Source organism: Micromonospora sp. CP22 (genome assembly GCF_009712475.1).
In the GTDB taxonomy this organism is placed as follows: domain Bacteria; phylum Actinomycetota; class Actinomycetes; order Mycobacteriales; family Micromonosporaceae; genus Micromonospora.
On sequence record NZ_VCJO01000003.1, the window covers coordinates 279378 to 305747 of the forward strand.

The following is a 26370-nucleotide window of genomic DNA, read 5'->3' on the forward strand; positions in this document are numbered from 1 at the left end:
GGTGTTGGGTCAGCGCGACGGTGCGGGGCGGGAGACGGTACGCAACTCCGACAGGGCGGAGGCGAAACCGTGGAGGAGATCCGTGGCCTCGGTGAGCCGGGTGGCGGCCGGGTGTTCGGTGTCGGGGCGGTACTCCTCGGCGAGGTAGCCGGCGGCGGCGACCACCAGTCGCTCGTACGCCGCCACTCCCGTCTCCAGTTGCCCGGCCAACGCCCGGTGCGCCTCGACCAGCGGAGGCTTCGCGTCAGCCGGAGCCAGCCGTAGCGCGCGCTCCACGCTGGCCACCCGGTCGGCCAACTCGCGCAGCGACTGTTCGGCGGCGGCGGCCTCGGCGACGGCCGGCTCGGCGAGACCGGTCAGCCGCCCCGTCATCGAGTTCATGGCGGCGGCGGCCCGGTCCAGCCGCTGCCACGGCTGGGCCGCCACGGTGCCGCGCAGCGCGGAGCGGGAGCGGACCCGACGCACCTCGGCGAGCACACCCGCCCCGGCCGGGAGTCGTTCCACGGCGGCTACCAGGCGGGCCCGGTTGCGGGCGGCGACCTGGGCCGGGTCGAGCGGCGGCGGGGCGGGTTGGGCGGCGAGGGCACGCAGATCCACCCAACGCCAGGCGGCCAGCGCGGTGGCCGCGCCCGCAGCGGCGGCCCAGGCCGCGTCGGCAAGACCGATCCCGGCGTACGGGGTCAGCACCGCCGTCGCACCGCCGAGCCCACCGGCCAGCACACTCCACCGGCGGGCGGAACCGCGCAGCCGGCTCAGCCGGCGGAAGTACCGGGTGCGCTCGTCCGCTGCCACCGTCGCCTCCTCGATCTCGCCACTCAGCCGGCGGCCGTGCTGCCGCCCGTGCCGCGCTCACGGCTCATGCTGGCGCGGATCTCGTCGAGCCGGGCCACCGCCGGGTCGGCCGAGGTCGGCTGTTCGGCGACGGCCTCCCGGTCGGCACCCGCGCCCAGTTGGTCGCCGGCCATGCTGGCGCGGATCTGGTCCAGCCGGGCGGAGCCGGCGGAGTCCAGGGTCGCCTTCTGGATCTCCAGCATCCGGCCCTCGGCCGAGTTGCCGGCCAGTTCGGCGCGGCCCATGGCGTTCGCGTAGCGGCGCTCGATGCGCTCGCGCACCTCGTCGAGGGTGGGCGTGCTGCCGGGAGCGGTGAGCGCCGACATCGACTCCAGCGAGGCGGCGACGCTCTCCTGCATCTTGGCCTGCTCCAGCTGGCTGAGCAGTTTGGCGCGCTCGGCAAGCTTCTGCTGGAGGATCATGGAATTGTTCTCCACCGCCCGACGGGCCTGCCCGGCGGCGGCCAGTGCCTGGTCGTGCAGGGTCTTCAGGTCCTCGGCGGACTGTTCGGCGGAGACGAGCTGGGTGGCCAGGGTCTGTGCGGACTGCTCGTACCGCCCGGCCTCGGCCTCGTCGCCCTTGGCCCGAGCCTGGTCGGCCAGCACGAGCGCCTGACGCGCGTTGGCCTGCAACCGCTCGACGTCGGACATCTGCCGGGACAGCTTCATCTCCAGCTGACGCTGGTTGCCGATCACCGCGGCGGCCTGCTGGACGAGCGCCTGGTGCTGCCGGTGGGCCTCGTCGATGGCCTGCTGGAGCTGCACCTTCGGGTCGGCGTGCTCGTCGATACGGGCGCCGAAGAGCGCCATCAGGTACTTCCACCCCTTGACGAACGGGTTCGCCATCTCCGCGGTATCCCCTCAATCACGTCGCTGTGCCTGCCCCACCCGGTGACCGCCTCGCTTACCGGCGATGGTGAAACCATCGTCCCAGCCGGATGCCAACGCGGCGTCCGTACCGGCGAGAGGGGACGTCTGCGATCAACCCTACGCGGCGGGAGCTACCTCGACCATCGACCGCAGGGCTCAGGCGGCGCAGACCACGTCCCGGTCGGGGCGCTCGGAGGTCGTCCGCACCCGGGTGCTGCGCAGCGTGGCCTTGAGCGGGGACTCCTGCCGCACGGAGACGGCGACGTTGCCATCCGAGGTGACCTGGCGTACGCCTCGACCGGTGGCCTTGTGCACGGCCGGGGCGGCGACCGGCGTCGACTCGGCCGACTCGTCCTGCACCGGCACCAGCACACCCGGCAGCTGCTCGGCGATCGCGACCGTGTCGCTGACCTCGCGCAACAGCTCGGAGAGGCGGGCGCCCAGCGCGTCGCAGATCGCCGCGAGCAGTTCGCTGGAGGCTTCCTTCTGGCCGCGTTCGATCTCCGACAGGTAGCCCAGACTGACGTTGGCTGCGGACGAGACCTCGCGCAGCGTGCGGTGCTGCCCCTGCCGGCGCGCCCGTAGTGCGTCACCGATCACCCGGCGTAGCAGGACCATCGCACCTCCCCTGAGGGACACAGTTCGCCCGGCCGACCGGTCTGCGCAAGCACCGGCTGTCGGAGCCTTCCCGCAACGGTACCCGCTGCGCGCCGCCGCGACATCCCGCCCCGCCCGGTCTTCCCACAGCCGCCGCCGCCCGCTCGGCCCGACGGCTCACCGTCTGGCCCTGCGACAGGCCGCGACGGCGGCGGCCACCGGCCCACCGACCAGCGGCGACGTGGATCAGCGACAGCGAGGTCAGGGGGCGTCGGAAACCTGGATGTGGTCGGCCAGCAGACGCAGCGCCTCGGTCACGGCGGCACCCCGGATCTGGTCACGACCGCCGTGGAGATCGAGTTGCCGTACCTCGGTGGTGTTCGGGCCGGCGACCGCGACGAAGACCAGCCCGACCGGCTTGCCGTCCTGTGGCTCCGGCCCGGCCACCCCGGTGGTGGCCACGCCCCAGTCGGCGCCGCAGCGACGCCGCCCGCCCTCGGCGAGCGCCTTAGCCACATCGGCGTCGACCGGGCCACGCTCGGCCAGCAGGTCTGCGGGCACGTCGGCCAGCCGTTCCTTCAGCTCGGTGGCGTAGACCACCAGCCCACCCCGGTAGGCTGCGCTCGCTCCGGCGATCTCCACCACCGTCGCCGCCAACAGCCCCCCGGTCAGCGACTCGACGCTGGCGAACGTCTCCCCCCGCTCGGCGAGGCGGTGCACCACGCCAGCCGCCGCGGCACCCATCGAACCTTCGGCCTCTCGCACACCCATGATCTGCATCCTTCCCGGCCCGGGCACGGTCTACGCGTCACACGCCGGGGGCCCCGACCGTTTCCTACCCCTGGGTGCGGCGCAGTCGGGTGGCCTGGGCGATGTAGTCCAGCCCCGTGACGAGGGTGACCACCACCGCCGCGCCCATGATCCAGGGACCGATCGGGGACAGGACGGCCGGCATCGGCCACAGGTACCAGGTGATGGCCAGTATCTGGAGGGCAGTCTTGATCTTTCCGCCCCGGCTCGCGGCGATCACGCCCCGGCGGATCACCCAGAACCTCAGCGCCGTGATGCCCAGCTCCCGGGCCAGGATGACCACCGTCACCCACCACGGCAACCGGTCGTACCACGACAACAGCAGCAGCGCGGCACCGGTGAGCGCCTTGTCGGCGATCGGGTCGGCCACCTTGCCCACGGCGGTGACCAGCCCGAACCTGCGGGCGATCCACCCGTCGACCAGATCCGTGACCGAGGCCACGGCGAAGACGACGCAGGCGATGATCTGCCATCCGGCGTGCGTCATCCCGGACATCACCACCGAGGCGGCGAAGACCGGCACGAGCACCAGCCGCAGCGCGGTCAGGGCGTTGGCGGCGTTGACCACGGGCACCCGGGCCACCACCGGCGCCGGCGGCGACTCCGTCGCCCCCGTCATCGAATCGCCCCGCTCGCCTGGCGCACCCGGCACCGCACCTCGTGCCTCCTCCGCCTCGTCCCGACCCACCGTCACCGCGCCGCGCCGGGCGCGGCGGAAATCATCTCGTCCGGCACAGCGAGCAGGTCCACTCCCTCGGTGCCGGTCACCGTGGCCCGGACCAGGTCGCCGGGGCGCAGGGCGGCCAGGTCGACGCCGCCGCCGTCCGGAGCGACGAGCGTGGTCGAGCCGTCCACCTCCGGTGCCTGGTGCGCGGCCCGCCCCTCGACGATCCCGCCGTCGACCGAGTCGACGAGCACCTCCACCGTCGAGCCGAGCCGATCCTCGGCCCGCTGCGAACACAGCTCGTCAGCCAGCGCGCTGAGTTTGTCGTACCGGCGTTTGATGGTGGCGGCGGAGACCTTGCCCGGCAGACCGGCCGCCTCGGTGCCGTCCTCGTCGCTGTAGTCGAAGACGCCGATCGCGTCGAGGCGGGCCTCGGTGAGGAAGCGCACCAGCTCGTCGACGTCGTGCCGGGTCTCACCGGGGAACCCGACGATGAAGTTGCTGCGTGCCCCGGCCTCCGGTGCCAGTTGCCGGGCGGTGGCGAGCAGGTGGAGGAAACGGTCGGTGGAGCCGAAACGACGCATCCGGCGCAGCACCGGCTCACTGGAATGCTGGAACGACAGGTCGAAGTACGGTGCCACGCCCGGCGTACCGGCGATCGCCTCGATCAGTCCGGGCCGGGTCTCGGCCGGTTGGAGGTAGCTGGCCCGGACCCGGACGATGCCGTCGACGGCGGCGAGCTGCGGCAGCAGCTTCTCCAGCGCCCGGGGGTCACCCAGATCCTTGCCGTAGGAGGTGGAGTTCTCGCTGACCAGCACGAGTTCCCGGACGCCGCTCTTGGCCAGCCACTCGGCCTCGGCGAGTAGTTCGTCGGGGGTGCGGGAGACGAAAGCACCCCGGAAGGCGGGGATCGCACAGAACGCGCACCGGCGGTCGCAGCCGCTGGCCAACTTCAACGAGGCCACCGGGCCGGTGTCCAGTCGGCGACGCAGCACCGGACGCAGGTGCGCCGGGGTGTGCTCGTCGACGTCGGCGCGGCCGTGCCCCGGCACCGACACCGCGCTGTCCCGCCGGGCGACCGGCGTCAGCGGCAGCAACTCCCGACGATCGCGTGGGGTGTGTGCGGCGATCTCCCGGCCGGAGACCACCGCGTCCAGCCGGGCGGCGATGTCGGGGTAGTCGTCGAAGCTGAGCACCGCCTGCGCCTCGGGGAGGCTGTCGGCCAGTTCCCGGCCGTACCGCTCGGCCATGCAACCGGCGGCGACCACCTTGGCCCCGGTGTCGGCGGCGGCCAGCAGCGTCTGGATGGAGTCCTGCTTGGCCTTCTCCACGAACCCGCAGGTGTTGACGACCACCACGTCGGCACCCTCGCCGTCGGTGGTCACCTGCCAGCCGTCGGCGTGCAGTCGGGCGGCCAACTCCTCCGAGTCGACCTCGTTGCGGGCGCAGCCCAACGTCAACAGCGCGACCCGGCGACCATCAGGGGAAGGCGAGGAGGTGGCAGACACCATCCGAGGGTACCGGGCGACGATGCCCGCACCGGCGACGGCGGTATGGGCGGGCGGCCTACACCGCCGTGGCGAGGATCCGGACCACGCGATCGAGCAGGAAGACCTCGGTACCGGCCAGACCCACCGAGCAGAAGAGCGAGATCTGGTCCGCGCTGGTCCGGCCGGGTGCCGTGCCGGCCAGCACCGCTGCCAGGTCGCGCAACCGGGAGGCGTACGGCTGCTGCGCGGCGAGCATCGGCGGGGCGTACGACATCGCCTGCGGCACCGAGTCACTGACCAGCACGGCCGCGGCGTCGAGCAGGTCGGTGCCGAACTCCGCGCGGTCCACCTGCTTGAAGCCGACCGCGTTGACGTGCGTGCCGGGACACAGGTCGGCGGCGTCCAGCACCGGTGTCACGCTGGTGGTGGCCAGCACCACCACGTCCCGGTCGCGGACCGCTTCCCGGGCGGTCCCCACGGCTCGGGCCGGGATGCCGAGTTCAGCCCGCACCCGGGCGGCGAACGCCTCCCGCCGCGCGGCCGACCGGCTGTGCACCGTCACCTCGCGCAGGCGTCGCACGGCGGCGGCGGCCCAGACCTGGGTCCACGCCTGTCCACCGGAGCCGATCACGCCGACGGTGGCGGCGTCCGGGCGGGCCAGTGTGGCCACCGCCACCCCGCCCAGCGCGCCGGTACGCCGCGAGCCCAACTCCTCCCCCACGGCCACGGCCCGCACCGCGCCGGACCGGCCGTCGTGCAGCACCACCACCTGCTCGGCCTCCGGATGCCCGAACGTGTCGTACGCCCGGTAGCCGTACCACTGCCCGACCAGGTGCCCGGCGGTGAGCACCATCCGGCCGGTGCCGAGCGACGCGGCGGCCCGGGGCGGTGCGACGAGCCGCCCGTCGTACCCGGCGAGCAGGGCCTGACGCATCGCGTCCACCGAGGTCGCGGCGTCCAGCGCGGCGGCGACCTCCGAATCGGAGATGAGCACGGTCACCGGTCCATGGTGCAGCTTGAAGCGGGCTTGAGGTCTATCCCGGGTGATCGGCCTCACCGCGCGGTTCTCACTGCGCTGCTGTTACGTTCGATCCGGCGGCCCGCGTGGCCGTCCCGGACGAGTCGTGGGCGTACCCGGTGAGGCCAAGACGCCCCGTGTGATGACCGACTCGCCCCGGCCTTGGTGGCCGGGCCACTGTTCGACGAGGTGACCCGATGGCCTGGATCGTGCTGGTGCTCTCCGGACTACTCGAAACGGCGTGGGCGGTAGCCCTGGACCGCTCCGCCGGATTCACCCGACCCGTCGCCTCGGCGGTCTTCGCGATCACCCTGGTGCTGAGCATGATCGGGTTGGCATTCGCGTTGCGGGAGATCCCGGTCGGCACCGGTTACGCGGTGTGGGTCGGAATCGGTGCGGTCGGCACCGCGGTCGTCGGCATGGTGGCGCTCGGCGAACCGGCCAACCTCCCCCGCGTGCTCTGCCTGCTGCTGGTGGTGGCGGGCGTGATCGGCCTCAAGCTCTTCCACTGACGCCCGGACGGGACGGGCGTGGCGAACGTCCCGAGTGGGTAGAGACCGGACGGCAGACATCAGACGCACCCCTTGGAGGGAAAGATGGCCACCAGCACCGTCCGCTCGACCAGCGCCGCCCGCATCTGCACCATCGTGGGTTTCGTGTGCGCGGTACTCGCGCTACTACTCAACCCGATCCTCTTCGGAGTCATCGGTCTGGTCCTCGGCGTCGTCGGCGCGGTTCTCGGTGACAAGCCGCTCGGCTGGTACGCCGCCGCGGCCAACGTGGTCGCCATGCTGCTGAGCATGCTGATCCTCAGCGCGCTCTGAACCTCTCTCCGGTCTCTGACGACACGGCCCGCCGCACCACCCGGCGGGCCGTTTCGCGTCGACGGGGCGGTCAGTCCTCGCCGCCCCGCAAGCCCGCCAGGACCTCTTCCAGCTCGTCCGGCTTGACGAGCACGTCACGTGCCTTGGAACCCTCTGACGGGCCGACCACACCCCGGGTCTCCATCAGGTCCATCAGCCGGCCCGCCTTCGCGAAGCCCACCCGCAGCTTGCGTTGCAGCATCGAGGTGGAACCGAACTGCGAGGTGACCACCAGTTCGACCGCCTGCACCAGCAGATCCAGGTCGTCGCCGATGTCCTCGTCGATCTTCTTCTTGCTGTCCTGCGCGGGGGCCAGCACATCCGGGCGGAACTCCGGCTCACGCTGGTCCTTGCAGAACTTCACCACATCGTTGATCTCGCGCTCGGTCACCCAGGCGCCCTGGATCCGCACCGGCTTCGAGGCGCCCATCGGCAGGAAAAGCCCGTCGCCCCGGCCGAGCAGCTTCTCCGCGCCCGGCTGGTCGAGGATGACCCGCGAGTCGGCCAGCGACGAGGTGGCGAAGGCCAGACGGGACGGCACGTTGGCCTTGATCAGGCCGGTCACCACGTCGACCGAGGGCCGTTGGGTGGCGAGCACCAGGTGGATGCCGGCGGCTCGGGCGAGCTGCGTGATCCGCACGATCGAGTCTTCCACGTCGCGTGGGGCGACCATCATCAGGTCGGCCAGCTCGTCCACGATCACCAGCAGGTACGGGTAGGGACGCAACTCACGCTCACTGCCCGGCGGTGCCTTGATCTCGCCGTTGCGCACCTTCCGGTTGAAGTCGTCGATGTGCCGGACCCCGTTGGCGGCGAGGTCGTCGTAGCGCATGTCCATCTCGCGGACGACCCACTCCAGCGAGTCGGCCGCCTTCTTGGCGTTGGTCACGATCGGGGTGACCAGGTGCGGGATCCCCTCGTAGCCGGTCATCTCGACCCGCTTCGGGTCGATCAGCAGCAGCCTTACCTCGTCCGGTGTCGCCCGGGTCAAGATGGACATGAGCAGACTGTTCAGGCAGCTCGACTTACCCGCGCCGGTGGCCCCCGCGATCAGGATGTGTGGCATCTTCGCCAGGTTGGCCACCACGTAGCCGCCCTCGATGTCCTTGCCGAGGGCGACCACCATCGGATGGTGGTCGCTGGTGGCCGCACGCGAGCGCAGCACGTCACCGAGGGCCACGTTCTCCGGGTCGGTGTTCGGGATCTCCACACCGACCGCGCTCTTGCCCGGAATCGGGCTCAGGATGCGTACGTCCGGCGACTTCACCGCGTACGCGATGTTGCGCGACAACTGGGTGATCCGCTCGACCTTCACCCCGTGCCCCAGCTCGACCTCGTAGCGGGTCACCGTCGGTCCCCGGGTGAAGCCGGTCACCGCCGCGTCCACGTCGAACTGGTCGAAGACCCCGGTGAGAGCGGCGATCACCTCGTCGTTGGCCTTACTGCGGGTCTTCGGGGCCGCCCCGCTACTGAGCATGTTCGACGGAGGCAGCGTGTAGTCGCCGGCCAGGCCGGTCAACGCGAGCTGCTCGGCCCGGGTCGGTGCGGGCGAGTGCTCCGGCGGCTCGGCGGGCTTGCGACTGGCCGGCACCCGCGACGGCGGCTTGCGCGGCAGGACCATGGTCTCCTGGAGATCCGCGCCGTCCAGGTCCTCGAACTCGTCCGGGTCCACCGGTGGTGGCGCCGCCCGCTTGGCGGGGCGGCGCTTGGTCCGTGCCGTCGGCGCCTCGGCCTCTTCCGTGTCGTCCTGCCCGACCACGCTGCCGGCCAACAGCCCCAGCCGCTCGGGGATCTTGTTGATCGGGGTCGCGGTGACCACCAGCAACCCGAACACCAGCAGCAGGACCAGCAGCGGCACCGCCACCCAGGCGGTGACCGCGCGCTCCAGCACGCTGCCCACGCCCGCGCCGATCAGGCCACCGGCGAAATCCCGCTCGCCGGGGTCGCCCGGCTGCTGACCGATGTGCAGCAGCGCGGCGGTGGAGACCAGCATGGACCCCCAGCCGACCAGCCCGCGCCCCCGGTGCTCGGGGTCGCCGGGCTCCCGCATCAGCCGCCATGCGCCGATCCCCAGCAGCACCGGCACCACGATGGAGATGGCACCGAGGAAGAGCCGCACCGTGTCGGCCAGTCGGGCACCGACCGGCCCGGCCGCCGAGAACCAGAGCGCCCCCGCGCCGAGCAGGGCGAGACCGATGAGCAGCAGGCCGGCGCCGTCGCGGCGGTGCTCCGGATCGAGATCACGGGCCGAGGCGGCCTGCCGGCCAGCGGCACGCACCGCCCAACCGACCCCGTGGGCCAGCCCCATCCAGAGGGCCCGAAGCCCTCGACCGACGTACGCGGCGGGGCCAGGCCCTCTCGTCGTGGTGCGGCGGCGCACCGGCGCACGGGTCTTCTTGGCCGGTTGACGGGCACGACTGTTCGTGCCGCCACGCGGCGACGCGCCGCGCCGCCGACTCGCCTGAGGGGTACGGCCCGCCATAGCATCACCGTAACGGCGGGCCGGGTGATTGGCCGGTCAACCTGGTCGCTCCGCGTGTCGCAGCGCGCTACCCGCCACCTGCCGTGATATTCGCCTCGCAAGGGAGTGTCCGATGGGGTCGCCGGAATTCGAGGACCGCACCGGCGACCCGTTGGCGGGTCATCCGGCGACGCTGCGTCCGCTGACCCGTGACCTCATCGCCGCCGTCCTGGCCCACCGGGGTCATGTGGTGGTCGGCGACGCCGACGGGGCGTTGGTGGGCAGGTGGGCGCAGGGGCACATCTGGTTCCTCCGGGCCGGAGACGCCGGGGAGGTGCTCCAGGTGCGTACCGTCGCCGTCCACCCGTTCGCCGTGGACGAGGTGCCTCGGCTGCGCGAGTTCTGCAACACCTGGAACCACGACCGGTTCTGGCCGAAGGCGTTCGTGCACGTCGACGACGCCGGTCGGGCCCGGGTCTGCGGCGAGGTCATCACCGACCTGGAGCGGGGTGTCACACCGCACCAGCTGGACCGGCTGCTCGACCGGGGCATCTCGGCCGGCTGCCGGCTGGCCGACGAGGTGGGTCGGCTCGCGGGGACGGCGCACCGATGATCGGGCCGACGCCGAGCGGTGACGGCAGCCGTGGCCGGGCCCGGGTCAGCGGCCGGGCCGCCGACCGGGTACGCCCCCGACTCGCCGACGCGCTCGCCGACGCCCGCGACCTGCCCGACGGCGAGGCCCGGGTCGGTGAACTGGAACGCATCGCCGCTCTCGCCGAGGTGGACGGCGATCGGCGGATCGCGCTGGACGCCTGGTCCGAGCTGGTCGAGACGCACCTGCGGGGCGGCGAGCGGTGGCGACTGTTCGAACCCGTGCAGCGTTACCTGGCTGCTGCGGGACCGGACGACGACGCCCTGCGCCGCTACCGGCGCTACGCCGTCGAGGCGTCGCTCGGCACCCCCCGCATCGGCCTGGACCAGGCGTACGGCGTCCTGGACGGGCTCACCGGGGAGGTCGGAGCGGCGAACGGGGCGCTGGTGGCGCAACTGCGTTGCCGGATCGCCGACCACGTGGGCGACGAGCCTGCCGCCCGCCGCTGGCTGGCCCAGTGGCGGGTCAGCCAGCCCGAACCGGTCGCCGGTTGCCCCGACTGCCTGCCCGTCCGCCAGGCGGAGCTGCTGGCGGGCTGGGGTGACTGGGCTGCCGCACTCGACGTGCTCGATCCGCTGCTCCACGCGCCGGCCGGGTGCACCGCGCAGCCGGAGGCGGCGCTGACCACGGCGCTGCTGCCCTGGCTCCGGGCGGGCCACGTGCAGCGGGCGGCCCATGCCCACGTCCGGGCGTACCGACGGCACCGGACGGAACCTGACGGGTTCGGGTATCTCGCCACCCATCTGCGCTTCTGTGCGCTGGGTGGACACCTCGACCGGGGTCTGGAGATCCTCGTCGAGCAACTGCCCCGACTGGACGAACCGCACGAGGATCTGTCCGTGATGGAGTTCGCGGCGGCGGGTGCGCTGGTCTGCGCGCTGGCTGGCGAGGCGGTCGCCGGTCGGGCGGTGCGTCGACCGGCGTACCGTGGGCGACCGGCCGCCGAGGTCCCGGTGAGTCGGCTCGGCACCGAACTGCTCGCCGTGGCGACCACCCTGGCCGGTAGCTTCGACGCCCGCAACGGCACCGGGCACCAGTCCGGCCGAATGGCGGCCTGGCTGGCGGAGCGTCCCCTCGCCCCGGCGGTGCCGCTCCCCGCCGACCTTGAACCGGACGACGAGCCCGGGCCGGACGAGGAACTCGGAGCGGACGAGGAACTCGACTCCGAGGCGACGCCGGGTGCGGACGGTGGGACCGCCGGACCGGCCATGGATGAGATCGGCACGCTGACCGTGGCCATGATCACGGAGGCGTTGGACCGGCGGGGTGACGGCTACACCGTCGACGCCGCCGGCACCGTGTTGGGCCGCTGGGGCGACGCGGTCATCCAGTTCCGGCGGGCGGGAAGTCGCCAGGAGATCCTGCACGCCCGGGTGGTGGCCGGGCGGCGGCTGGCGGCGAGCCGACGCACCGAGGCGTACGCCTTCTGCGACGGCTGGAACCGGGAACGGCTGCTGCCCAAGGCGTACGTGCACGACCCGGGCGACGGCGAGTTGGTGCTGGCCGGTGAGGTGAGCACCGACCTGGCGTACGGGGTCGCGCCGGTTCAGGTCACGGTGCTGGTCGACGCGGCGGTACGCACCGGCGCGGCGTACGCGGAAGCGGTTGCCGCCCTGCCCTGACCACCCGTTCCCGGCCGGACGGGCGGTGCCGCCCGACCGGGAAGGCGGATCAGCGCCGGCCGCCCAGCGCGCGGAAGTTCTGCGTGGTGAGCAGGGTCAGGTTGTTGCGCTGAAGGATCTCGTTGACCGGCTGGTAGAACGTGGTGCCACCACGGACGCAGTCCCCGGAACCACCGGAGGTCACGCCCTGCGCCTGGTTACCCGAGATCCACGAGCCGCCGGAGTCACCCGGCTCGGCGCAGACGTTCGTCCGCACCAGCCCACCGACCAGCCCCTGCGGGTAGCGGACGGTGACGTTGCGGGCCTGCACCGTGCCGCACCTGACTCCGGTGGTGGAACCGGAGCGGCAGATCGACGAACCGACCGGCACCTCCTGCGAACCGGCCACCCGGGCCACGCCACCCCGGAAGTCGGTCACCTCCGGCAGCACCCGGGTGTTGTTGTTGACCTGCACGAAGGCCCAGTCGTCACCGGGGAACGACGACGCTCGGAACACGCCCTGCGGTGCCCGGTCGGCACCGGTGGTGCGGTCACCGACCCGACCACAGTGGCCTGCGGTGACGAAGCCACCGACCACCGCGAAGCCGACCGAACACCGGCCGCTGCCGATGAAGTACGGCTCGCCGCCACGGACGTCGGCGAAGAGTCGCGGCCGTTCCTCGGTGGCCATCCGCACCGCCGATCGCGGCACACCGGCGCGGGAGACGAACCGCCAACCGGCTGCCTCCGCACCCGGCTCCGCGAGGACCACGACGGTGTTCGACGCGACGTCGACGTACCAGCCGGACACCTGCTGGGCGCGGGCGGCGGTACGGTCCATCCGGCTCTTGAGGGTGTCCAGCTGGCCGACCCCACGCTCGACCACCTTCGGCACCGCCCCGGCGTCCCGCACCCGCTGCGCCTGAGCCGCGTTCGCCACCGCGACGTTGAGTTCGCTGCCGTCGGCGCTGAGCCAGCTGCCGCCGTAGGCCGCGCCGAGGTCCGCCCGGAGCCGGTCGACCACCCCGGAGGCCCAGCGTTCGGTCTTCAGCCGGGCGGCCACCTGCGAGTCGTCCAGTCGCAGGTCCCGCCGCATCGCCTCGACCACCTCCGGGTCGGCACCCTCCACTGCCCCGCTGGTCGGTGCGCCGACCGGCGTGCCACCGTCACCGGCGAACGACGGCAGGGCAACGGCCGCCGCCGCGCCCAGGGCCGCCACCACGACACCGATGGCTGTCAATCGTCTGCGGTCCATCCGCCATGCTCCTCCCGGCGGGCGTGGGGTACGCCTGCCGGCCCGGAGTACGGGCACCAGGCCCGATCGGTTGAACGCGAAGCCGACTAATCGCTGGAATGCGGCCAATGGGCCACCACCGGCCGATTGTGGTGGCCCATCGGAATCAGTCCGGTACGCCCGGTGTTCAGACCTCGACGACGGTCGGCACGATCATCGGGCGACGACGGTAGGCGTCGTTGACCCAGCGGCCGACGGTGCGCCGGACGATCTGCTGAAGTTGGTGCGGGTCGGTGATCCCGTCCCCGGCAGCCCGGTTGAGTGCCTCGGTGACCAGTGGGATCACCGCGTTGAAGGCACCCGGGTCCTCCGAGAAGCCCTTGGCCGACACGGTCGGGCCGGCGACCACCTTGCCGGTGACCGAGTCGACCACGACGGTCGCGGCGATGAAACCGCCGTCGCCGAGGATGCGCCGCTCGGTGAGCAGCGACTCGCTGACGTCGCCGACGGCCAGACCGTCGACGTAGACGTACCGGCTCTTGACGTGCCCCACCAGGCTGGCCCGACCCTCCACCAGGTCGACCACGTCGCCGTCCTCGCAGAGCACCACCCGGTCCGGCGCGACGCCGGACTCGATGCCCAGCCGGGCGTGGGCACGCAGGTGCCGCCACTCACCGTGCACCGGCATCAGGTTGCTGGGCCGGACCACGTTGAGCAGGTAGAGCAGTTCCCCGGCCGGGGCATGGCCGGAGACGTGCACCTTCGCCACGTCCTTGTGCACGACCACCGCACCGGCCCGGGCCAGCCGGTTGATCACCCGGTAGACGGAGGTCTCGTTCCCCGGCACCAGCGACGAGGCGAGCACCACGGTGTCGCCGGGTGCGATGGTGATGTGCCGGTGGTCGCCGCTGGCCATCCGGCCCAACGCGCTCATCGGCTCGCCCTGCGACCCGGTGGACATCAGCACGATCTGCTCGGGCGGCATCGAGGTCGCCTCGTCCAACCCGACCACCAGGCCGGGAGGGATGTTCAACAGGCCCAGATCCCGGGCGATGCCCATGTTGCGGACCATCGACCGACCGATCAGGGCGACCTTGCGACCGTGTTCCACGGCCGAGTCGAAGACCTGCTGGACCCGGTGCACGTGAGAGGCGAAGGAAGCGACGATGATCCGGCCCCGGGCCTTGGTGAAGATGGCGTCGAGGACCGGGCCGATCTCCCGCTCTGGCGTGACGAAGCCCGGGATCTCCGCGTTGGTGGAGTCCGACAGCAGCAGGTCCACGCCCTCGGCGCCGAGCCGGGCGAAGCCGGCCAGGTCGGTGATGCGGCCGTCCAGCGGCAACTGGTCCATCTTGAAGTCGCCGGTGTGCAGCACCAGCCCGGCCGGGGTCCGGATGGCCACCGCGAGCGCGTCGGGGATCGAGTGGTTCACGGCGAAGAACTCGCACTCGAACGGGCCGAGCCGCTCCCGGCCGCCCTCCCGCACGGTCAGGGTGTACGGCTGGATGCGCCGCTCGGCCAGCTTCGCCTCCACCAGCGCCAGGGTGAACTGCGAGCCGACCAGCGGGATGTCGGGCTTGTGCGCGAGCAGGTAGGGCACCGCACCGATGTGGTCCTCATGGCCGTGGGTCAGCACGATCGCCTGGATGTCGTCGAGCCGGTCGAGGATCGGGGCGAAGTCCGGCAGGATCAGGTCGACACCGGGCTGCTCGACGTCCGGGAAGAGCACCCCGCAGTCGACGACCAGCAGCTTGCCGTCGTACTCGAAGACGGTCATGTTCCGGCCGATGGCGCCGAGCCCGCCGAGCGGTATGATCCGCAGTCCGCCCTCCGGCAGCGGCGGGGGAAGTTGGGCCTCCTCGTTGCGCGCCTCGGTCACGCGTTCACCTCATTCTGTGACGCCGTCACCCGGCGTCCGTCGTGTCGTTTGATCATTCGGGGAGCGGCAGGCCCGCCGCAGCGCAGTCGGCGCGCAGTTGGGCGATCTCCCCGTCGGTGGCGTTCACCAACGGCGGCCGGACCGGCCCGGCCGGCAGGCCCTGCGCCGTCAGGCCGGCCTTGACCAGGATCACGCCCTGGGTACGGAAGATCCCCGTGAACAGCGGCAGCAGGCGGCGGTGCAACGCCAGCGCGGTCGCCGTGTCCCCCGTGTCGTACGCCTCGATCATCCGCTTGGTCTCGGCGCCGGTGAAGTGCGTGGAGGTACCCACCACGCCGACACAGCCGACGGCCAGGGCGGGCAGGGTGAGGGAGTCCTCGCCGCTGTAGTACGCCAGCTCTGCCCGGCTGGTCACCCAACTCGTCGCGGTCAGGTCGCTCTTGGCGTCCTTCACCGCGACGATGCGGCCGTGTTCGGCGAGCTGGACCAGGGTCTCCGTCTCGATCGCCACACCGGTGCGGTGCGGGATGTCGTAGAGCATCACCGGCAGCCCGGTGGCGTCGGCCACCGCGGTGAAGTGGTGAAGCAGACCGGCCTGCGGCGGCTTGTTGTAGTACGGCGTGACCACCAGCAACCCGTGCGCACCGGCCTTCTCCGCCGAGGACGCCAGCTCGATGGTGTGCCGGGTGTCGTTGGTGCCGACCCCGGCCACCACCCGGGCCCGGTCACCGACGGTCTCCACCACGACCCGGATCAGGCTCTCCTTCTCCGCGTCGGTGGTGGTCGGCGACTCGCCGGTGGTGCCGTTGACCACCAGCGCGTCGTTGCCCTGCTCGGTGACCAGATAGTCCGCGAGCCGTGCCGCGCCGTCGAGGTCGAGCGCCCCGTCCGCGGTGAACGGGGTCACCATGGCCGTGAGCACCCGGCCGAACGGACGGGAGACAGTCCGGACCGGAGCGTCAAGGTGGTCGTGCGTCATGGTGACAACCTATCGGACGGCCGGCAGCCGGCCACCGGGGAAGGGCGCACCGTCCCCGGGCGTGCGGCCTGACGCCCGGTCAGGACGTCTGGGCGTGCGGGCTCTGGGCCACCTCCGTGCCGTCGGGCAGCGTCGAGATGGTGAAGTCGGCGAAGACGTTCGGCGCGACCCGCTGCAACTGTCGGAGGCACTCCACCGCCAGCTCGCGGATCTCCACGTCGGCGTGCTCGGTGGCACGCATCCCGATGAAGTGCCGCCAGGCCCGGTAGTTGCCGGTCACCACGATGCGGGTCTCGGTGGCGTTCGGCAGCACCGCACGGGCCGCCTGGCGGGCCTGCTTGCGCCGCAGGGTCGGGTTGGGCACGTCGGCGAAACGACGCTCCAGCCCCTCCAGCAGCTCGTTGTAGGCGCGTACGCTCGCCTCGGCCGCCTCGACGAACCGCTTGTGCAGCTCCGGATCCTCGGCGATCACCGTCGGCTCCACCATCGCGGCGTCCCGCTCCGGCACGTACCGCTGGGAGAGCTGGGAGTACGAGAAGTGCCGGTGCCGGATCAGCTCATGGGTGAACGAGCGGGACACCCCGGTGAAGTAGAAGCTGACCGAGCCGTGCTCCAGCACCGAGAGGTGGCCGACCTCCAGGATGTGCGCCAGGTATCCGGCGTTGGTGGCCGTAGCCGGATTCGGCTTGCGCCAACTCTGGTAGCAGGCCCGCCCGGCGAACTCCGCGAGCGCCTGTCCACCGTCGGCATCGGTCGACCACGGGACATCCTCCGGCGGATCGAAATGTGTCCACGCGATCAGCTTGACCTGGGGCTGCACCATCTCCGGCATGCCGCGACTCTAACGGTCACGTCCGGGCCGACCCAATTCCGGCTCGCCTGTCCCGGCTCTCGCTAGACGTAGAGGGCGGTGAACGGCGGCCAGGGCAGGTTGCGGATCACCGAGAAGGCGAACCAGGCGGCGAGGAACCCGCCGAGCAGTCTCGGGCCGACCCGCAGCTCGGGCAGTCGCCAACCGAAGGCCCGCCCGCCGGCCCAGGCGATGAAGAAGTACGCCAGGAAGGGCAACGCGAAGACGAAGAGGAAGTGGTGCCGGGCCGCAGCCGGGAGATCGGCGTGCAGCACGTACCAGAGGGCGCGGGTGCCGCCGCAACCCGGGCAGTCCAACCCGGTGGTCATCTTGAGCAGGCAGCTCGGCAGGGCGTCGGGCGCCGAGCGGGTGGGGTCACTGAGCAGCGTGTAACCGATGCCGGCGGCGACACAGCCGACTGCGGCCAACGGCACCGCCCAGCGTGGCGTGCGGGCGTGGAGCCGCTGCACGAACCGGGTGAACCGGTCGGACTCGACCGGGTAACCGGCGGGATATCCGCCCGGCCAGTCCTGAGGTGCGCCCGCCGCCGGTCCGCCGGAGGGCTGGCCGGTGTGCGGGTCAGCGGACGGGTGCGGCTGAGCCGCGTCCGATCGGTCAACGCTCGTCACGAACCTCACCGTACACCGGCGACGCCCACCAACGCGGCGGCCAGCGGAGCCGCCAGGTCACCGGCGGCCGGTGGTGCCACCGAGTCCAGGCCGAGCCAGTCGGCGAGGCGGTACAGCTCCTCGGCCAGGGCGACCGCAGTCTCCCCCGGATCCGCGCCGGGCTCGACCCAGGCGGCCGGGACCAGCAGCGCCCCCGCCTTGCGGTCCGCCTTGAGGTCGACCCGTGCGGTGAAGCGTTCGCCCTGACGGAACGGCAGCACGTAGTAGCCGTGCACGCGACGCGCTGCGGGCACGTAGATCTCGATGCGGTAGCTGAAGTCGAACAGCCGCTCGGTACGGGCACGTTCCCAGACCAGTGGGTCGAAGGGGCTCACCAGGCCGTTGCCGCGCACCCAGCGGGGAAGTCGGGCCTCGGCGTGCAACCAGGCCGGCTGCCGCCAGCCCGGCACGGTGACCGGCCGCAACTGCTCCGCCTCGACCAGCTCGGCGATGGCCTGCCGAGCGCCGGCCACCGGCAGCCGGAAATAGTCTCGCAGCTCCGGCTCGGCGGCCACCCCGAGGGACCGGGCCGCGATGCCCACCAGGGTGCGGTACGCCTCCGCGTCGGTCGGTGTCGGCGCGTTCAACACCGCTGGCGGCAGCACCCGCTCCGGCAGGTCGTAGCGACGGGCGAAGGAACCGGTGCGTTCCGCCGCGCACACCTCGCCAGCCCAGAAGAGATACTCCAGGGCCTGCTTCACCGTCGACCAGTTCCACCCCCAGTTGCCGGTCTGGCGGGGCCCGTCGTGCTCGATCTCCGCTGCCGTCAGCGGCCCCCGGGCGGCCACCTCGTCGCGTACCCACGAGACCAGCGCGGGCTGCTCGGCGACGATGCGCCGCATCCCGCCCCAGGCGTCGGTGCGGGCCCGAGCCATCCGCCACCGCAGCGCCGGATGCAGGGTGACCGGCACCAACGACGCCTCGTGGCCCCAGTATTCGAACAGGTCACGCGGGCGGCGGTAGGCGGCGGAGTCGAGCAGGGCGGTCGGGTATGGCCCGAGCCGGCTGTAGAGCGGCAGGTAGTGCGCCCGTTGCAGCACGTTCACCGAATCCATCTGGATCAACCCGACCCGGTCGAGCACCCGACGCAGGTGCCGACGGGTGGGCACCGCCGTGGGTGCCGGGTCGGTGAAGCCCTGGGCAGCCAACGCGACGCGGCGGGCCTGGGCGAGCGAGAGCGATTCCGGTGCGACCATCGCGGGCAGGCTACGACAGGCGTACGACATCGGTGCGGCCGCTGGACCTGCCACCCCCGGCCGCCTACAACTACTTCCATGCCCAGCATCCGCCGCGAGGAGCCCGACGACGCCGAGGCGGTCGCCCGGGTGCACGTGCGCGGCTGGCAGGCCGGCTACGCCGGAATCATGCCGGACGAGGTGCTCGCCCGGCTCAACCCGGTGGCCTGGGCGCAGCGCCGCCGAGCCCTCGGCACCGCCGACCCGGACCACCCGTTCACCACGCTGCTCGCCGAGGAGGACGGCACCACCGTCGGGTTCACCACCTTCGGTCCGTACCGCAACAACCAGGACCGGGGCGACCTCGACCCGGCCCACGGCGAGGTGGTCAGCCTCTACGTCACGCCCGCCCACTGGGGTGACGGCACCGCTCGGGCCCTGTTCGCGGCGGCTCGGGCGGGCCTGCGGCAACTGGGCTGGACGACGTACCGCCTCTGGGTGCTCGCCGACAACGACCGGGCCCGCCGGTTCTACGAGCGGGCCGGGTTGTCACCGGACGGTGAACGGTCGATCTACCAGGTCCCCCTGTCCGGTGGCCGACCGGCGATCGACCTGGTCGAGCTGCGGTACAGCGGCCGACTCGACGGCGACTGAGTCCACCGGCGACCCGGGTACGACCGGCCGCCCCACCGGCAGGAACGCCAGCAGCGCCAGGCTGATCCAGACGTAGGTGTTGCTGAACAGGAACCCGTCGAGGCCGGTGAAGTCCTTCTCCCACGCCCAGACGATCCGGCTGATCAGGAACGCGTACCCGATGGCGGCGCACGCCAGCAGCACCCGACGTCGGCGACCGCCCGGCGGCGCGGCCATGCCCCGGTCCACCAGCAGCAGCAGGCCCGGCAGCAGCCACACCAGGTGATGCACCCAGGTGACCGGGCTGACCAGGCACATCACCGCGCCGGTCAGGGCCAGTCCGGTGGCCTCGTCGCCGACGGACGCCGCAGCCCGGGACCGCCAGGCCCAGAGCACCAGCGTCCCGGCGACCAGCACCAGCCAGGCCAGCGTGCTGGGGCTCTGCGGGTCGAGCCGGGCCACCACGCCACGCAGCGACTGGTTGGAGACGAAGGCCAGCTCACCGACCCGGCCGGTGTTCCACAACGCGCTGGTCCAGAACTCCCGGGAGGCGTCCGGGAAGAGCGCGGCGGCGAGCACGGTCGCGGCGGTCGCCGCCCCGGACGCGGTCACCGCCGCACGCCAGCGTCGCGTCACCAGCAGGTAGACGATGAAGATGCCCGGAGTGAGCTTGATCGCGGTGGCCAGACCGATGCCGACCCCGGCCCACCTGCTGCCCCTCGGCAGCAACCGGAGCAGGTCCACCGCGACCAGGAAGAGCAGCAGCGTGTTGACCTGGCCGAAGTTGATGGTCTCGCGCATCGGCTCGAAGGCGGCGACCAGGCACATCGCCACGGCGAAGGCGAACCAGCGGGTCCAGCCGACCCGCCGGGACACCGGATCCAGCAGCCACCAGATCAGCACCGCGCTGGTCACCACACCGGCGGCGACGCTCACCACGATCGCCGCGTGCCAGGACAGGTACGCCATCGGCAGCATCACCAACGCGGCGAACGGCGGATACGTGAAGCCGTACTGGGTGCCGGGCTTGAGGTAGTCGTAGATCTCCCCGCCGTCGTGCACCCACCAGACCAGGGCACCCCGGTAGACGTGCAGGTCGAAGAAGCCGTGCCGGACGGCCGCCACGGCCAGGAAACCGGCCACCGCGACGGCGAGGACGATCACCACGGCGGCCTGCCCGACCGTTCGCCTGGCACCCTGCGCCACCGTCGCCTCCCTCGCCCTGCGTAGGCTGTCGTGCCATGAGTCTCGGGTACGTCCGCCCGGCGCGTCCCGAGGACGCCGCCGAGATCGCCCGCATCCAGCTCGCGACCTGGCGGGTCGCCTACCGGCGGCTGCTGCCCCGGGACGTGCTGGACGGCCTCGACGAGGCGTCGCTGGCCGAGCGCTGGGACGCCGCGGTGCGCCAGCCCCCTGGCGACACCCACCGCGTACTGGTCGCCGTCGAACAGGCCGAGCAATCGTATCTGGTGGGCTTCGCCGCCTCCGGTCCGGTCGACGCCGAGGCGCTGGCCCCGAACGAGCCGGCCGACGCACTCGGCCCGGACGTGGTGGCCGTGACCGACCTGCTGGTCGAGCCCCGCTGGGGCCGACGCGGGCACGGGTCCCGGCTGCTCGCCGCCAGCGTCGACCTGTGGCGGGAGGATGGCTTCGCCCGGGCGGTGGCCTGGGTGTTCGAGGGCGACCAGGCGTCCCGGAAGTTCCTCACCACCGCCGGTTGGGAGCCCGACGGGGCGGGACGCGCGCTGGACGTCGACGACATGCTGGTTCCCCAGCTACGCCTGCACGTCGCCGTGCCCGGCGAAGGGCCCCAGGCCGGCTGAGCACGGCCTGGTTGCCCGCCGGGGGTCCGACCTCCCGCCGGGCGACGGTCAGTCGAGCAGGGCGTCCAGGCCGAGGGTCAGACCCGGGCGGTCACCCACCGCGCGTACCGCCAGCAGCACGCCGGGCATGAACGAGACCCGGTCGTACGAGTCGTGCCGGATGGTCAGCGTCTCGCCGGTGGCGCCGAAGAGCACCTCCTGGTGGGCGACCAGTCCGGTGGCCCGCACGGCGTGTACGCGTACCCCGTCGACGTCCGCACCCCGGGCACCGGCGAACTCGTCCTTCGTGGCGTCCGGTACCGGACCGAGGCCGGCCTCGGCGCGGGCCGCCGCGACCAGGCGGGCGGTGTGCATGGCGGTGCCGCTGGGTGCGTCGAGCTTCCGTGGGTGGTGCTGCTCGATGATCTCCACCGACTCGAAGTAGCGGGCGGCACGGGCGGCGAACTGCATCATCAGCACCGCGCCGAGACCGAAGTTGGGGGCGATCACCACACCCACCTCGGGCCGGTCGGCCAGCCAGCCGCGTACCTCCGCGAGCCGCCGCTCGGTGAAGCCGCTGGTGCCGACCACCGCGTGGATGCCCTGGTCGATGCACCAGCGCAGGTTGTCCATCACCACGTCGGGGGTGGTGAAGTCGACGAGCACCTGCGCTGCGGCGGCGTCGCTGAGCGAGTCGTCCTGGTCGACCGTCGCCACCAGTGTCATGTCGGGGGCGGCCTCGACGGCCCGGCACACCTCGGCACCCATCCGGCCACCGGCGCCCAACACACCAACCTTGATCGACTCGGGCGTACCCGTCTCCTGCTCGTCAGTCACGCGGCACAACCTATCCCACCCCGGCGGGGGCGCGTCGCGTGATCCACCCCGTTGCGGGGTACGGGTCAGATGGTGAACTGCCGACCGCCGAACGGCCCGACGACCGCCAGGGACATCGGCCGGCTCAGCAGGTCGGCCGCGAGGGAGTTGACGTCGTCGAGGGTGATCGCGTCGACCCGGTCGAGCAGTTCGTCGACCGGCACCAGATCTCCGTAGAGCAGCTCGCCCTTGGCCAGCCGACTCATCCGGGAGCCGGTGTCCTCCAGACCGAGCACGAACGAGCCCTTGCTCATCCCCTTGCCCCGGGCCAGTTCCGCCTCGGTGATGCCGTGCGCGGCCGTACGCGCCAACTCGGCCCGGGTCAGCTCCAGTACCTCGTCGACCCGGCCCGGCGCGCAGCCCGCGTAGACGCCGAACAGGCCGCTGTCGGCGTACTGGCTGGCGTAGGAGTAGACGGAGTAGGCGAGGCCCCGACGCTCCCGGATCTCCTGGAACAGTCGGCTGGACATGCCGCCGCCGAGCACGTTGTTGAGCACCCCGAGGGCGAACCGGCGCTCGTCGAGCCGGTCGATGCCGGGGCAGCCGAGGACGACGTGCGCCTGCTCGGTCTCCTTCTCCTCCACCACCGCCGAGGCGGCCTGGGTGGGTACGCCCGGGGTGGCGGGCCGGTGCCCGGCGGGCGCCGCCGGATCGGTGTCCAGCGGGGTGCCCCGCAGGGCTTGGCGGACCAGCCGCACCACGGCGGCGTGGTCGAGGTTGCCGGCGGCGGCGATGACGATCTGCGGTGCGACGTAGCGTCGCCGGTAGAAGCTCTGGATCTGCCGACGGGTCATCGGGGTGACCGTGTCGACCGTGCCGGAGATCAACCGACCCAGCGGGTGGTCACCGTAGACGGCCCGGGCGAACAGGTCGTGCACCTCGTCGCCGGGCTCGTCGTCGTGCATGGCGATCTCTTCGAGGATCACGCCCCGCTCGGTCTCCACGTCGGCCGGTTCCAACACCGAGTCGGCGACCAGGTCGCACATGACGTCGATGGCCAGCGGCAGGTCCTCGTCGAGCACCCGGGCGTAGTAGCAGGTGTACTCCTTCGTGGTGAAGGCGTTGGTCTCGCCGCCCACGGCCTCGATCGCCGAGGAGATCTCCATTGCGTTCCGCTTGTTGGTGCCCTTGAACAGCAGGTGCTCCAGGAAGTGGGCGGCACCCGCCTGCGGCCCGGTCTCGTCCCGCGAGCCGACCCCCACCCAGATGCCGAACGAGACGCTGCGCATCGCCGGGATCGCCTCGGTCAGCACCCGCAGCCCGTTCGGCAGCACTGTACGACGTACCGTGCCGCCCAGCGGGTCGTCGCTCAGGGTCCGGGTCACCGCGCGGGGCGAGCCACCGGCGGCGCGAGTGGTCGCGGTGGCCTGTCGACCGGTACGGGGCACCGATCGGGCCCCGGGAGAGGACGAATACCGGGTCCGGCTCACGGCCACCTGCTTCCAGTACGGCGTCAAGGAGTGCTCGGTTACGAACCGGCCGGGCGACGATGTCGCCCGGCCGGTCAGTGGATCAGTTCGGCTGCGCGGGGATCAGCTGTGCCGGGTGCGACGCCGAGGGCGGGACTCGCCGCCACCCTCGCCACCGTCACCGCGCTCCGGTCCCCGGCCACCCCGGTCGCCACCGCGCTCACGGTCGCCCCGGTCACGCGGCCCCCGGTCGCCACCACGGTCACGGCCGGCGGGCCGCTCCTCGCCGGCTGCGGCGGCCGGTGCCTCGGCACCCTCCGGGCGGACCTTGTCCAGGTAGATCTTGCCGCGCTGGTCGATGTCGGCGATCTCGACCTCGACCCGGTCACCGACGTTGAGGAAGTCCTCGACCTTCTCGACCCGCTTGCCGTCGCCCACCTTGGAGATGTGCAGCAGGCCGTCGCGGCCCGGCAGCAGCGAGACGAACGCACCGAACGGTGCGGTCTTCACCACCGTGCCGAGGAACCGGTCGCCGACCTTGGGCAGGGTCGGGTTGGCGATCGCGTTGATCCGCTCGACCGCCGCCTGCGCCGACGGACCGTTCGTCGCACCGACGTAGATCGTGCCGTCGTCCTCGATGGAGATCTCGGCGCCGGTCTCGTCCTGGATCGCGTTGATGGTCTGACCCTTCGGGCCGATCACCATGCCGATCTTGTCGACGGGGATCTTGACCGTGGTGACCCGGGGCGCGTAGTCGGACATCTCGGCCGGAGCCTCGATCGCCCGCTGCATCACGTCCAGGATGGTCTGCCGGGCCTCGTGCGCCTGCTGGAGCGCGGCGGCCAGCACGTCGGACGGGATGCCGTCGAGCTTGGTGTCCAGCTGGAGCGCGGTGACGAAGTCCCGGGTGCCGGCGACCTTGAAGTCCATGTCACCGAAGGCGTCCTCGGCACCGAGGATGTCGGTCAGCGTCACGTACTGGGTCTTGCCGTCGACCTCGTCGGAGATGAGGCCCATGGCGATGCCGGCGACCGGCGCCTTCAGCGGCACACCGGCGCTGAGCAGGCCCAGCGTCGAGGCGCAGACCGAACCCATCGAGGTGGAGCCGTTGGAGCCCAGTGCCTCGGAGACCTGCCGGATGGCGTACGGGAACTCCTCCCGCGAGGGCAGCACCGGGATCAGCGCCCGCTCCGCGAGCGCACCGTGCCCGATCTCGCGGCGCTTCGGCGAGCCAACCCGACCGGTCTCACCGGTGGAGTACGGCGGGAAGTTGTAGTTGTGCATGTAGCGCTTGGACTTCTCCGGGGAGAGGGTGTCCAACGCCTGCTCCATGCGCAGCATGTTGAGCGTGGTGACGCCGAGGATCTGGGTCTCGCCGCGCTCGAACAACGCCGAGCCGTGCACCCGGGGCAGCACGCCCACCTCGGCGGTCAGCGGACGGATGTCGCGCGGACCCCGACCATCGATGCGGACCTGCTCACGCAGCACCCGGCTGCGCACCTCGGACTTGGTCAGCGAGCGGAACGCGGCGGAGAGTTCCTTCTCCCGGCCCTCGAAACGGGCGCCGAGTTCCTCGTGCACCCGCTGCTTGATGGCGTCCAGGGCCTCCTCGCGGTCCGCCTTGCCGGCGATCTGGAGGGCCTCGGCCACGTCGGCACGGGCCAGGTCGGCGACCGCGTCGTACGCGTCGTCGGCGTAGTCCAGGAAGACCGGGAACTCGGCGACCGGCTTGGCGGCGACCTCGGCCAGCTCGCTCTGCGCCCGGCACAGCTCGCGGATGGCGGGCTTGGCGGCCTCCAGGCCGCTGGCCACGACCTCCTCGGTCGGGGCGGGCGCGCCACCGGCGACCAGCTTCACGGTGTGCTCGGTGGCCTCCGCCTCGACCATCATGATCGCGACGTCGCCGTCGGGCAGGGCGCGGCCGGCGACCACCATGTCGAAGGTCGCCCGAGCCAGCTCCTCGTGGGTCGGGAAGGCGATCCACTGGCCGTCCACGTGGGCCATCCGGGTCGCCCCGATCGGGCCGGAGAACGGCAGGCCGGAAAGCTTGGTCGACATCGACGCGGCGTTGATGGCGACGACGTCGTACGGGTGCTGCGGGTCGAGCGCGAGGATCGTCTCGACGACCTGGACCTCGTTGCGCAGGCCCTTGACGAACGACGGGCGCAGCGGCCGGTCGATCAGGCGGCAGGTGAGGATGGCGTCCTCGCTGGGCCGACCCTCGCGACGGAAGAACGAGCCGGGGATGCGGCCCGCGGCGTACATCCGCTCCTCCACGTCGACGGTCAGCGGGAAGAAGTCGAACTGCTCCTTCGGCTGCTTGCCGGCGGTGGTGGCGGAGAGGACGACCGTCTCGCCGAGCTGGGCCGTGACGCTGCCGGCGGCCTGTCGGGCCAGCCGGCCGGTGGAGAAGGTGATCTCACGGGTGCCGAACGACCCGTTGTCGATCACGGCGGTGCGGGTTTCGGTGCCGAGTTTGGTCTCGGTCATGCTGTGTCAATGCTCCTTCGCATCGGGGAGCCACGACGCGGGAGCTGTGCGGACGGCCGGTCTTCGATCGAAGCGTCCGGGACCGCCGGCGGGTTGCCAGGGTGCCCGGAGGCCACTACCGGAGACCGGTACGCCGACACTCCCCGTCTGGGTGGTCGCGGCCCGTTTCTCGGATGGGGACGCCGACGGGGGAGTGACCTGGTGGGTCACTCCCCCGTCACGTCACCGGCGCAGGCCGAGCCGCTCGATGAGCGACCGGTAGCGGTTGATGTCCTTCTTCTGGACGTAGTTGAGCAACCGACGGCGACGACCGACCAGCAACAGCAGCCCACGACGGCTGTGGTGGTCGTGCTTGTGCACCTTCAGGTGCTCGGTGAGATCAGCGATCCGCTTGGTGAGGACCGCGACCTGCACCTCGGGCGACCCGGTGTCACCCTCAGCGGTCGCGTACTCCTCGCGGATCTTGGCCTTGGTCTGCTGGTCGAGCGCCATGTTCTCCCTGTTCTGGTGGGTGTCTCG

25 protein-coding genes and 1 riboswitch are annotated in these 26370 nt (G+C 72.0%); of the genes, 6 read left to right on the forward strand and 19 right to left on the reverse strand.

The genetic code is table 11. From position 1 onward, the window contains the following. Positions 1–9: 9 nt before the first annotated feature. The 7 genes from FF096_RS07190 to FF096_RS07220 form a co-directional block, all read right to left on the reverse strand. Positions 10–792 (reverse strand): hypothetical protein, encoded by a 783-nt coding sequence (locus FF096_RS07190; RefSeq protein WP_309222841.1) that lies wholly within the window; start codon positions 790–792, stop codon positions 10–12. Positions 793–815: 23 nt separating this feature from the next. Continuing rightward, positions 816–1676 (reverse strand): PspA/IM30 family protein, encoded by an 861-nt coding sequence (locus FF096_RS07195; protein WP_155215635.1) that lies wholly within the window; start codon positions 1674–1676, stop codon positions 816–818. 180 nt (positions 1677–1856) lie between these two features. Next, positions 1857–2318, reverse strand: a complete 462-nt coding sequence (locus FF096_RS07200) for a helix-turn-helix domain-containing protein (RefSeq protein WP_155215637.1) — start codon at positions 2316–2318, stop codon at positions 1857–1859. 240 nt (positions 2319–2558) lie between these two features. Beyond that, positions 2559–3068 carry a CinA family protein gene (locus FF096_RS07205; protein WP_230462346.1) on the reverse strand — a complete coding sequence of 170 codons (510 nt, stop codon included), beginning with the start codon at positions 3066–3068 and terminating at the stop codon, positions 2559–2561. 64 nt (positions 3069–3132) lie between these two features. Further along, positions 3133–3726, reverse strand: coding sequence for a CDP-diacylglycerol--glycerol-3-phosphate 3-phosphatidyltransferase (gene pgsA, locus FF096_RS07210; RefSeq protein WP_155215639.1), 594 nt, complete (start codon positions 3724–3726; stop codon positions 3133–3135). A 71-nt stretch (positions 3727–3797) separates the two neighbouring features. Beyond that, positions 3798–5282 (reverse strand): 30S ribosomal protein S12 methylthiotransferase RimO, encoded by a 1485-nt coding sequence (gene rimO, locus FF096_RS07215; protein ID WP_155215641.1) that lies wholly within the window; start codon positions 5280–5282, stop codon positions 3798–3800. Positions 5283–5337: 55 nt separating this feature from the next. Beyond that, entirely contained in the window at positions 5338–6261 is a 924-nt protein-coding gene (locus FF096_RS07220; protein ID WP_309222842.1) for an NAD(P)-binding domain-containing protein, read from the reverse strand. 91 nt (positions 6262–6352) lie between these two features. Then, positions 6353–6419: riboswitch (guanidine-III (ykkC-III) riboswitch) on the forward strand. Positions 6420–6476: 57 nt separating this feature from the next. On the opposite strand from FF096_RS07220, the gene FF096_RS07225 reads away from it, so the two are divergent. Continuing rightward, entirely contained in the window at positions 6477–6791 is a 315-nt protein-coding gene (locus FF096_RS07225) for a multidrug efflux SMR transporter (RefSeq protein ID WP_155215643.1), read from the forward strand. Positions 6792–6875: 84 nt separating this feature from the next. Beyond that, the gene (locus FF096_RS07230; protein ID WP_093410153.1) at positions 6876–7103 is read left to right on the forward strand and encodes a hypothetical protein; all 228 of its coding nucleotides are present in this window, start codon (positions 6876–6878) and stop codon (positions 7101–7103) included. Between the two features lie 70 nt (positions 7104–7173). On the opposite strand, the gene FF096_RS07235 is transcribed toward FF096_RS07230, so the two are convergent. After that, positions 7174–9624: a DNA translocase FtsK gene (locus FF096_RS07235; RefSeq protein WP_155215645.1), complete on the reverse strand. Its 2451-nt coding sequence runs from the start codon at positions 9622–9624 to the stop codon at positions 7174–7176. A 112-nt stretch (positions 9625–9736) separates the two neighbouring features. Between FF096_RS07235 and FF096_RS07240 the strand changes: the two genes are divergently transcribed. Further along, complete coding sequence (locus tag FF096_RS07240) at positions 9737–10216, forward strand: YbjN domain-containing protein (RefSeq protein WP_155215647.1); 480 nt, start codon at positions 9737–9739, stop codon at positions 10214–10216. After that, on the forward strand, positions 10213–11877 hold the full coding sequence (locus FF096_RS07245; RefSeq protein ID WP_155215649.1) for a YbjN domain-containing protein: 1665 nt from the start codon (positions 10213–10215) through the stop codon (positions 11875–11877). The genes FF096_RS07240 and FF096_RS07245 overlap by 4 nt, the downstream gene beginning before the upstream one ends. Before the next feature lie 49 nt (positions 11878–11926). Here the strand turns inward: FF096_RS07245 and FF096_RS07250 are convergent, their stop codons facing one another. The 6 genes from FF096_RS07250 to FF096_RS07275 all read right to left on the reverse strand — a co-directional run bounded on the left by FF096_RS07250 (position 11927) and on the right by FF096_RS07275 (position 18662). Next, the gene (locus tag FF096_RS07250) at positions 11927–13111 is read right to left on the reverse strand and encodes a S1 family peptidase (RefSeq protein WP_155215651.1); all 1185 of its coding nucleotides are present in this window, start codon (positions 13109–13111) and stop codon (positions 11927–11929) included. Between the two features lie 166 nt (positions 13112–13277). Next, positions 13278–14969 (reverse strand): ribonuclease J, encoded by a 1692-nt coding sequence (locus FF096_RS07255; protein WP_309222843.1) that lies wholly within the window; start codon positions 14967–14969, stop codon positions 13278–13280. A 52-nt stretch (positions 14970–15021) separates the two neighbouring features. Further along, on the reverse strand, positions 15022–15948 hold the full coding sequence (gene dapA / locus FF096_RS07260) for a 4-hydroxy-tetrahydrodipicolinate synthase (protein ID WP_155215653.1): 927 nt from the start codon (positions 15946–15948) through the stop codon (positions 15022–15024). 79 nt (positions 15949–16027) lie between these two features. Then, the gene (thyX, locus tag FF096_RS07265) at positions 16028–16771 is read right to left on the reverse strand and encodes an FAD-dependent thymidylate synthase (protein ID WP_155216084.1); all 744 of its coding nucleotides are present in this window, start codon (positions 16769–16771) and stop codon (positions 16028–16030) included. Between the two features lie 71 nt (positions 16772–16842). Then, positions 16843–17436 carry a DUF2752 domain-containing protein gene (locus FF096_RS07270; protein WP_375335305.1) on the reverse strand — a complete coding sequence of 198 codons (594 nt, stop codon included), beginning with the start codon at positions 17434–17436 and terminating at the stop codon, positions 16843–16845. Next, complete coding sequence (locus FF096_RS07275; protein ID WP_155215655.1) at positions 17433–18662, reverse strand: winged helix-turn-helix domain-containing protein; 1230 nt, start codon at positions 18660–18662, stop codon at positions 17433–17435. Before FF096_RS07275 ends, FF096_RS07270 begins: the two co-directional genes overlap by 4 nt. 78 nt (positions 18663–18740) lie before the next feature. Between FF096_RS07275 and FF096_RS07280 the strand changes: the two genes are divergently transcribed. Continuing rightward, on the forward strand, positions 18741–19295 hold the full coding sequence (locus tag FF096_RS07280) for a GNAT family N-acetyltransferase (RefSeq protein WP_155215657.1): 555 nt from the start codon (positions 18741–18743) through the stop codon (positions 19293–19295). Here FF096_RS07280 and FF096_RS07285 read toward each other — a convergent pair. Then, positions 19191–20480 (reverse strand): glycosyltransferase family 87 protein, encoded by a 1290-nt coding sequence (locus tag FF096_RS07285; protein WP_309222845.1) that lies wholly within the window; start codon positions 20478–20480, stop codon positions 19191–19193. The two genes, FF096_RS07280 and FF096_RS07285, sit on opposite strands and share 105 nt — an antisense overlap. 35 nt (positions 20481–20515) lie before the next feature. Here FF096_RS07285 and FF096_RS07290 point away from each other — a divergent pair, with 35 nt between their 5' ends. Next, positions 20516–21097: a GNAT family N-acetyltransferase gene (locus FF096_RS07290; protein ID WP_155215658.1), complete on the forward strand. Its 582-nt coding sequence runs from the start codon at positions 20516–20518 to the stop codon at positions 21095–21097. A 48-nt stretch (positions 21098–21145) separates the two neighbouring features. On the opposite strand, the gene dapB is transcribed toward FF096_RS07290, so the two are convergent. From dapB to rpsO, 4 genes are all read right to left on the reverse strand, one after another. Continuing rightward, complete coding sequence (gene dapB / locus FF096_RS07295) at positions 21146–21913, reverse strand: 4-hydroxy-tetrahydrodipicolinate reductase (RefSeq protein ID WP_309222846.1); 768 nt, start codon at positions 21911–21913, stop codon at positions 21146–21148. A 65-nt stretch (positions 21914–21978) separates the two neighbouring features. Then, positions 21979–23340 carry a pitrilysin family protein gene (locus FF096_RS07300; protein WP_309222922.1) on the reverse strand — a complete coding sequence of 454 codons (1362 nt, stop codon included), beginning with the start codon at positions 23338–23340 and terminating at the stop codon, positions 21979–21981. Positions 23341–23484: 144 nt separating this feature from the next. Continuing rightward, positions 23485–25851, reverse strand: a complete 2367-nt coding sequence (locus tag FF096_RS07305) for a polyribonucleotide nucleotidyltransferase (protein WP_155215660.1) — start codon at positions 25849–25851, stop codon at positions 23485–23487. 222 nt (positions 25852–26073) lie between these two features. After that, positions 26074–26343 (reverse strand): 30S ribosomal protein S15, encoded by a 270-nt coding sequence (gene rpsO, locus FF096_RS07310; RefSeq protein ID WP_155215661.1) that lies wholly within the window; start codon positions 26341–26343, stop codon positions 26074–26076. Positions 26344–26370: the final 27 nt, after the last annotated feature.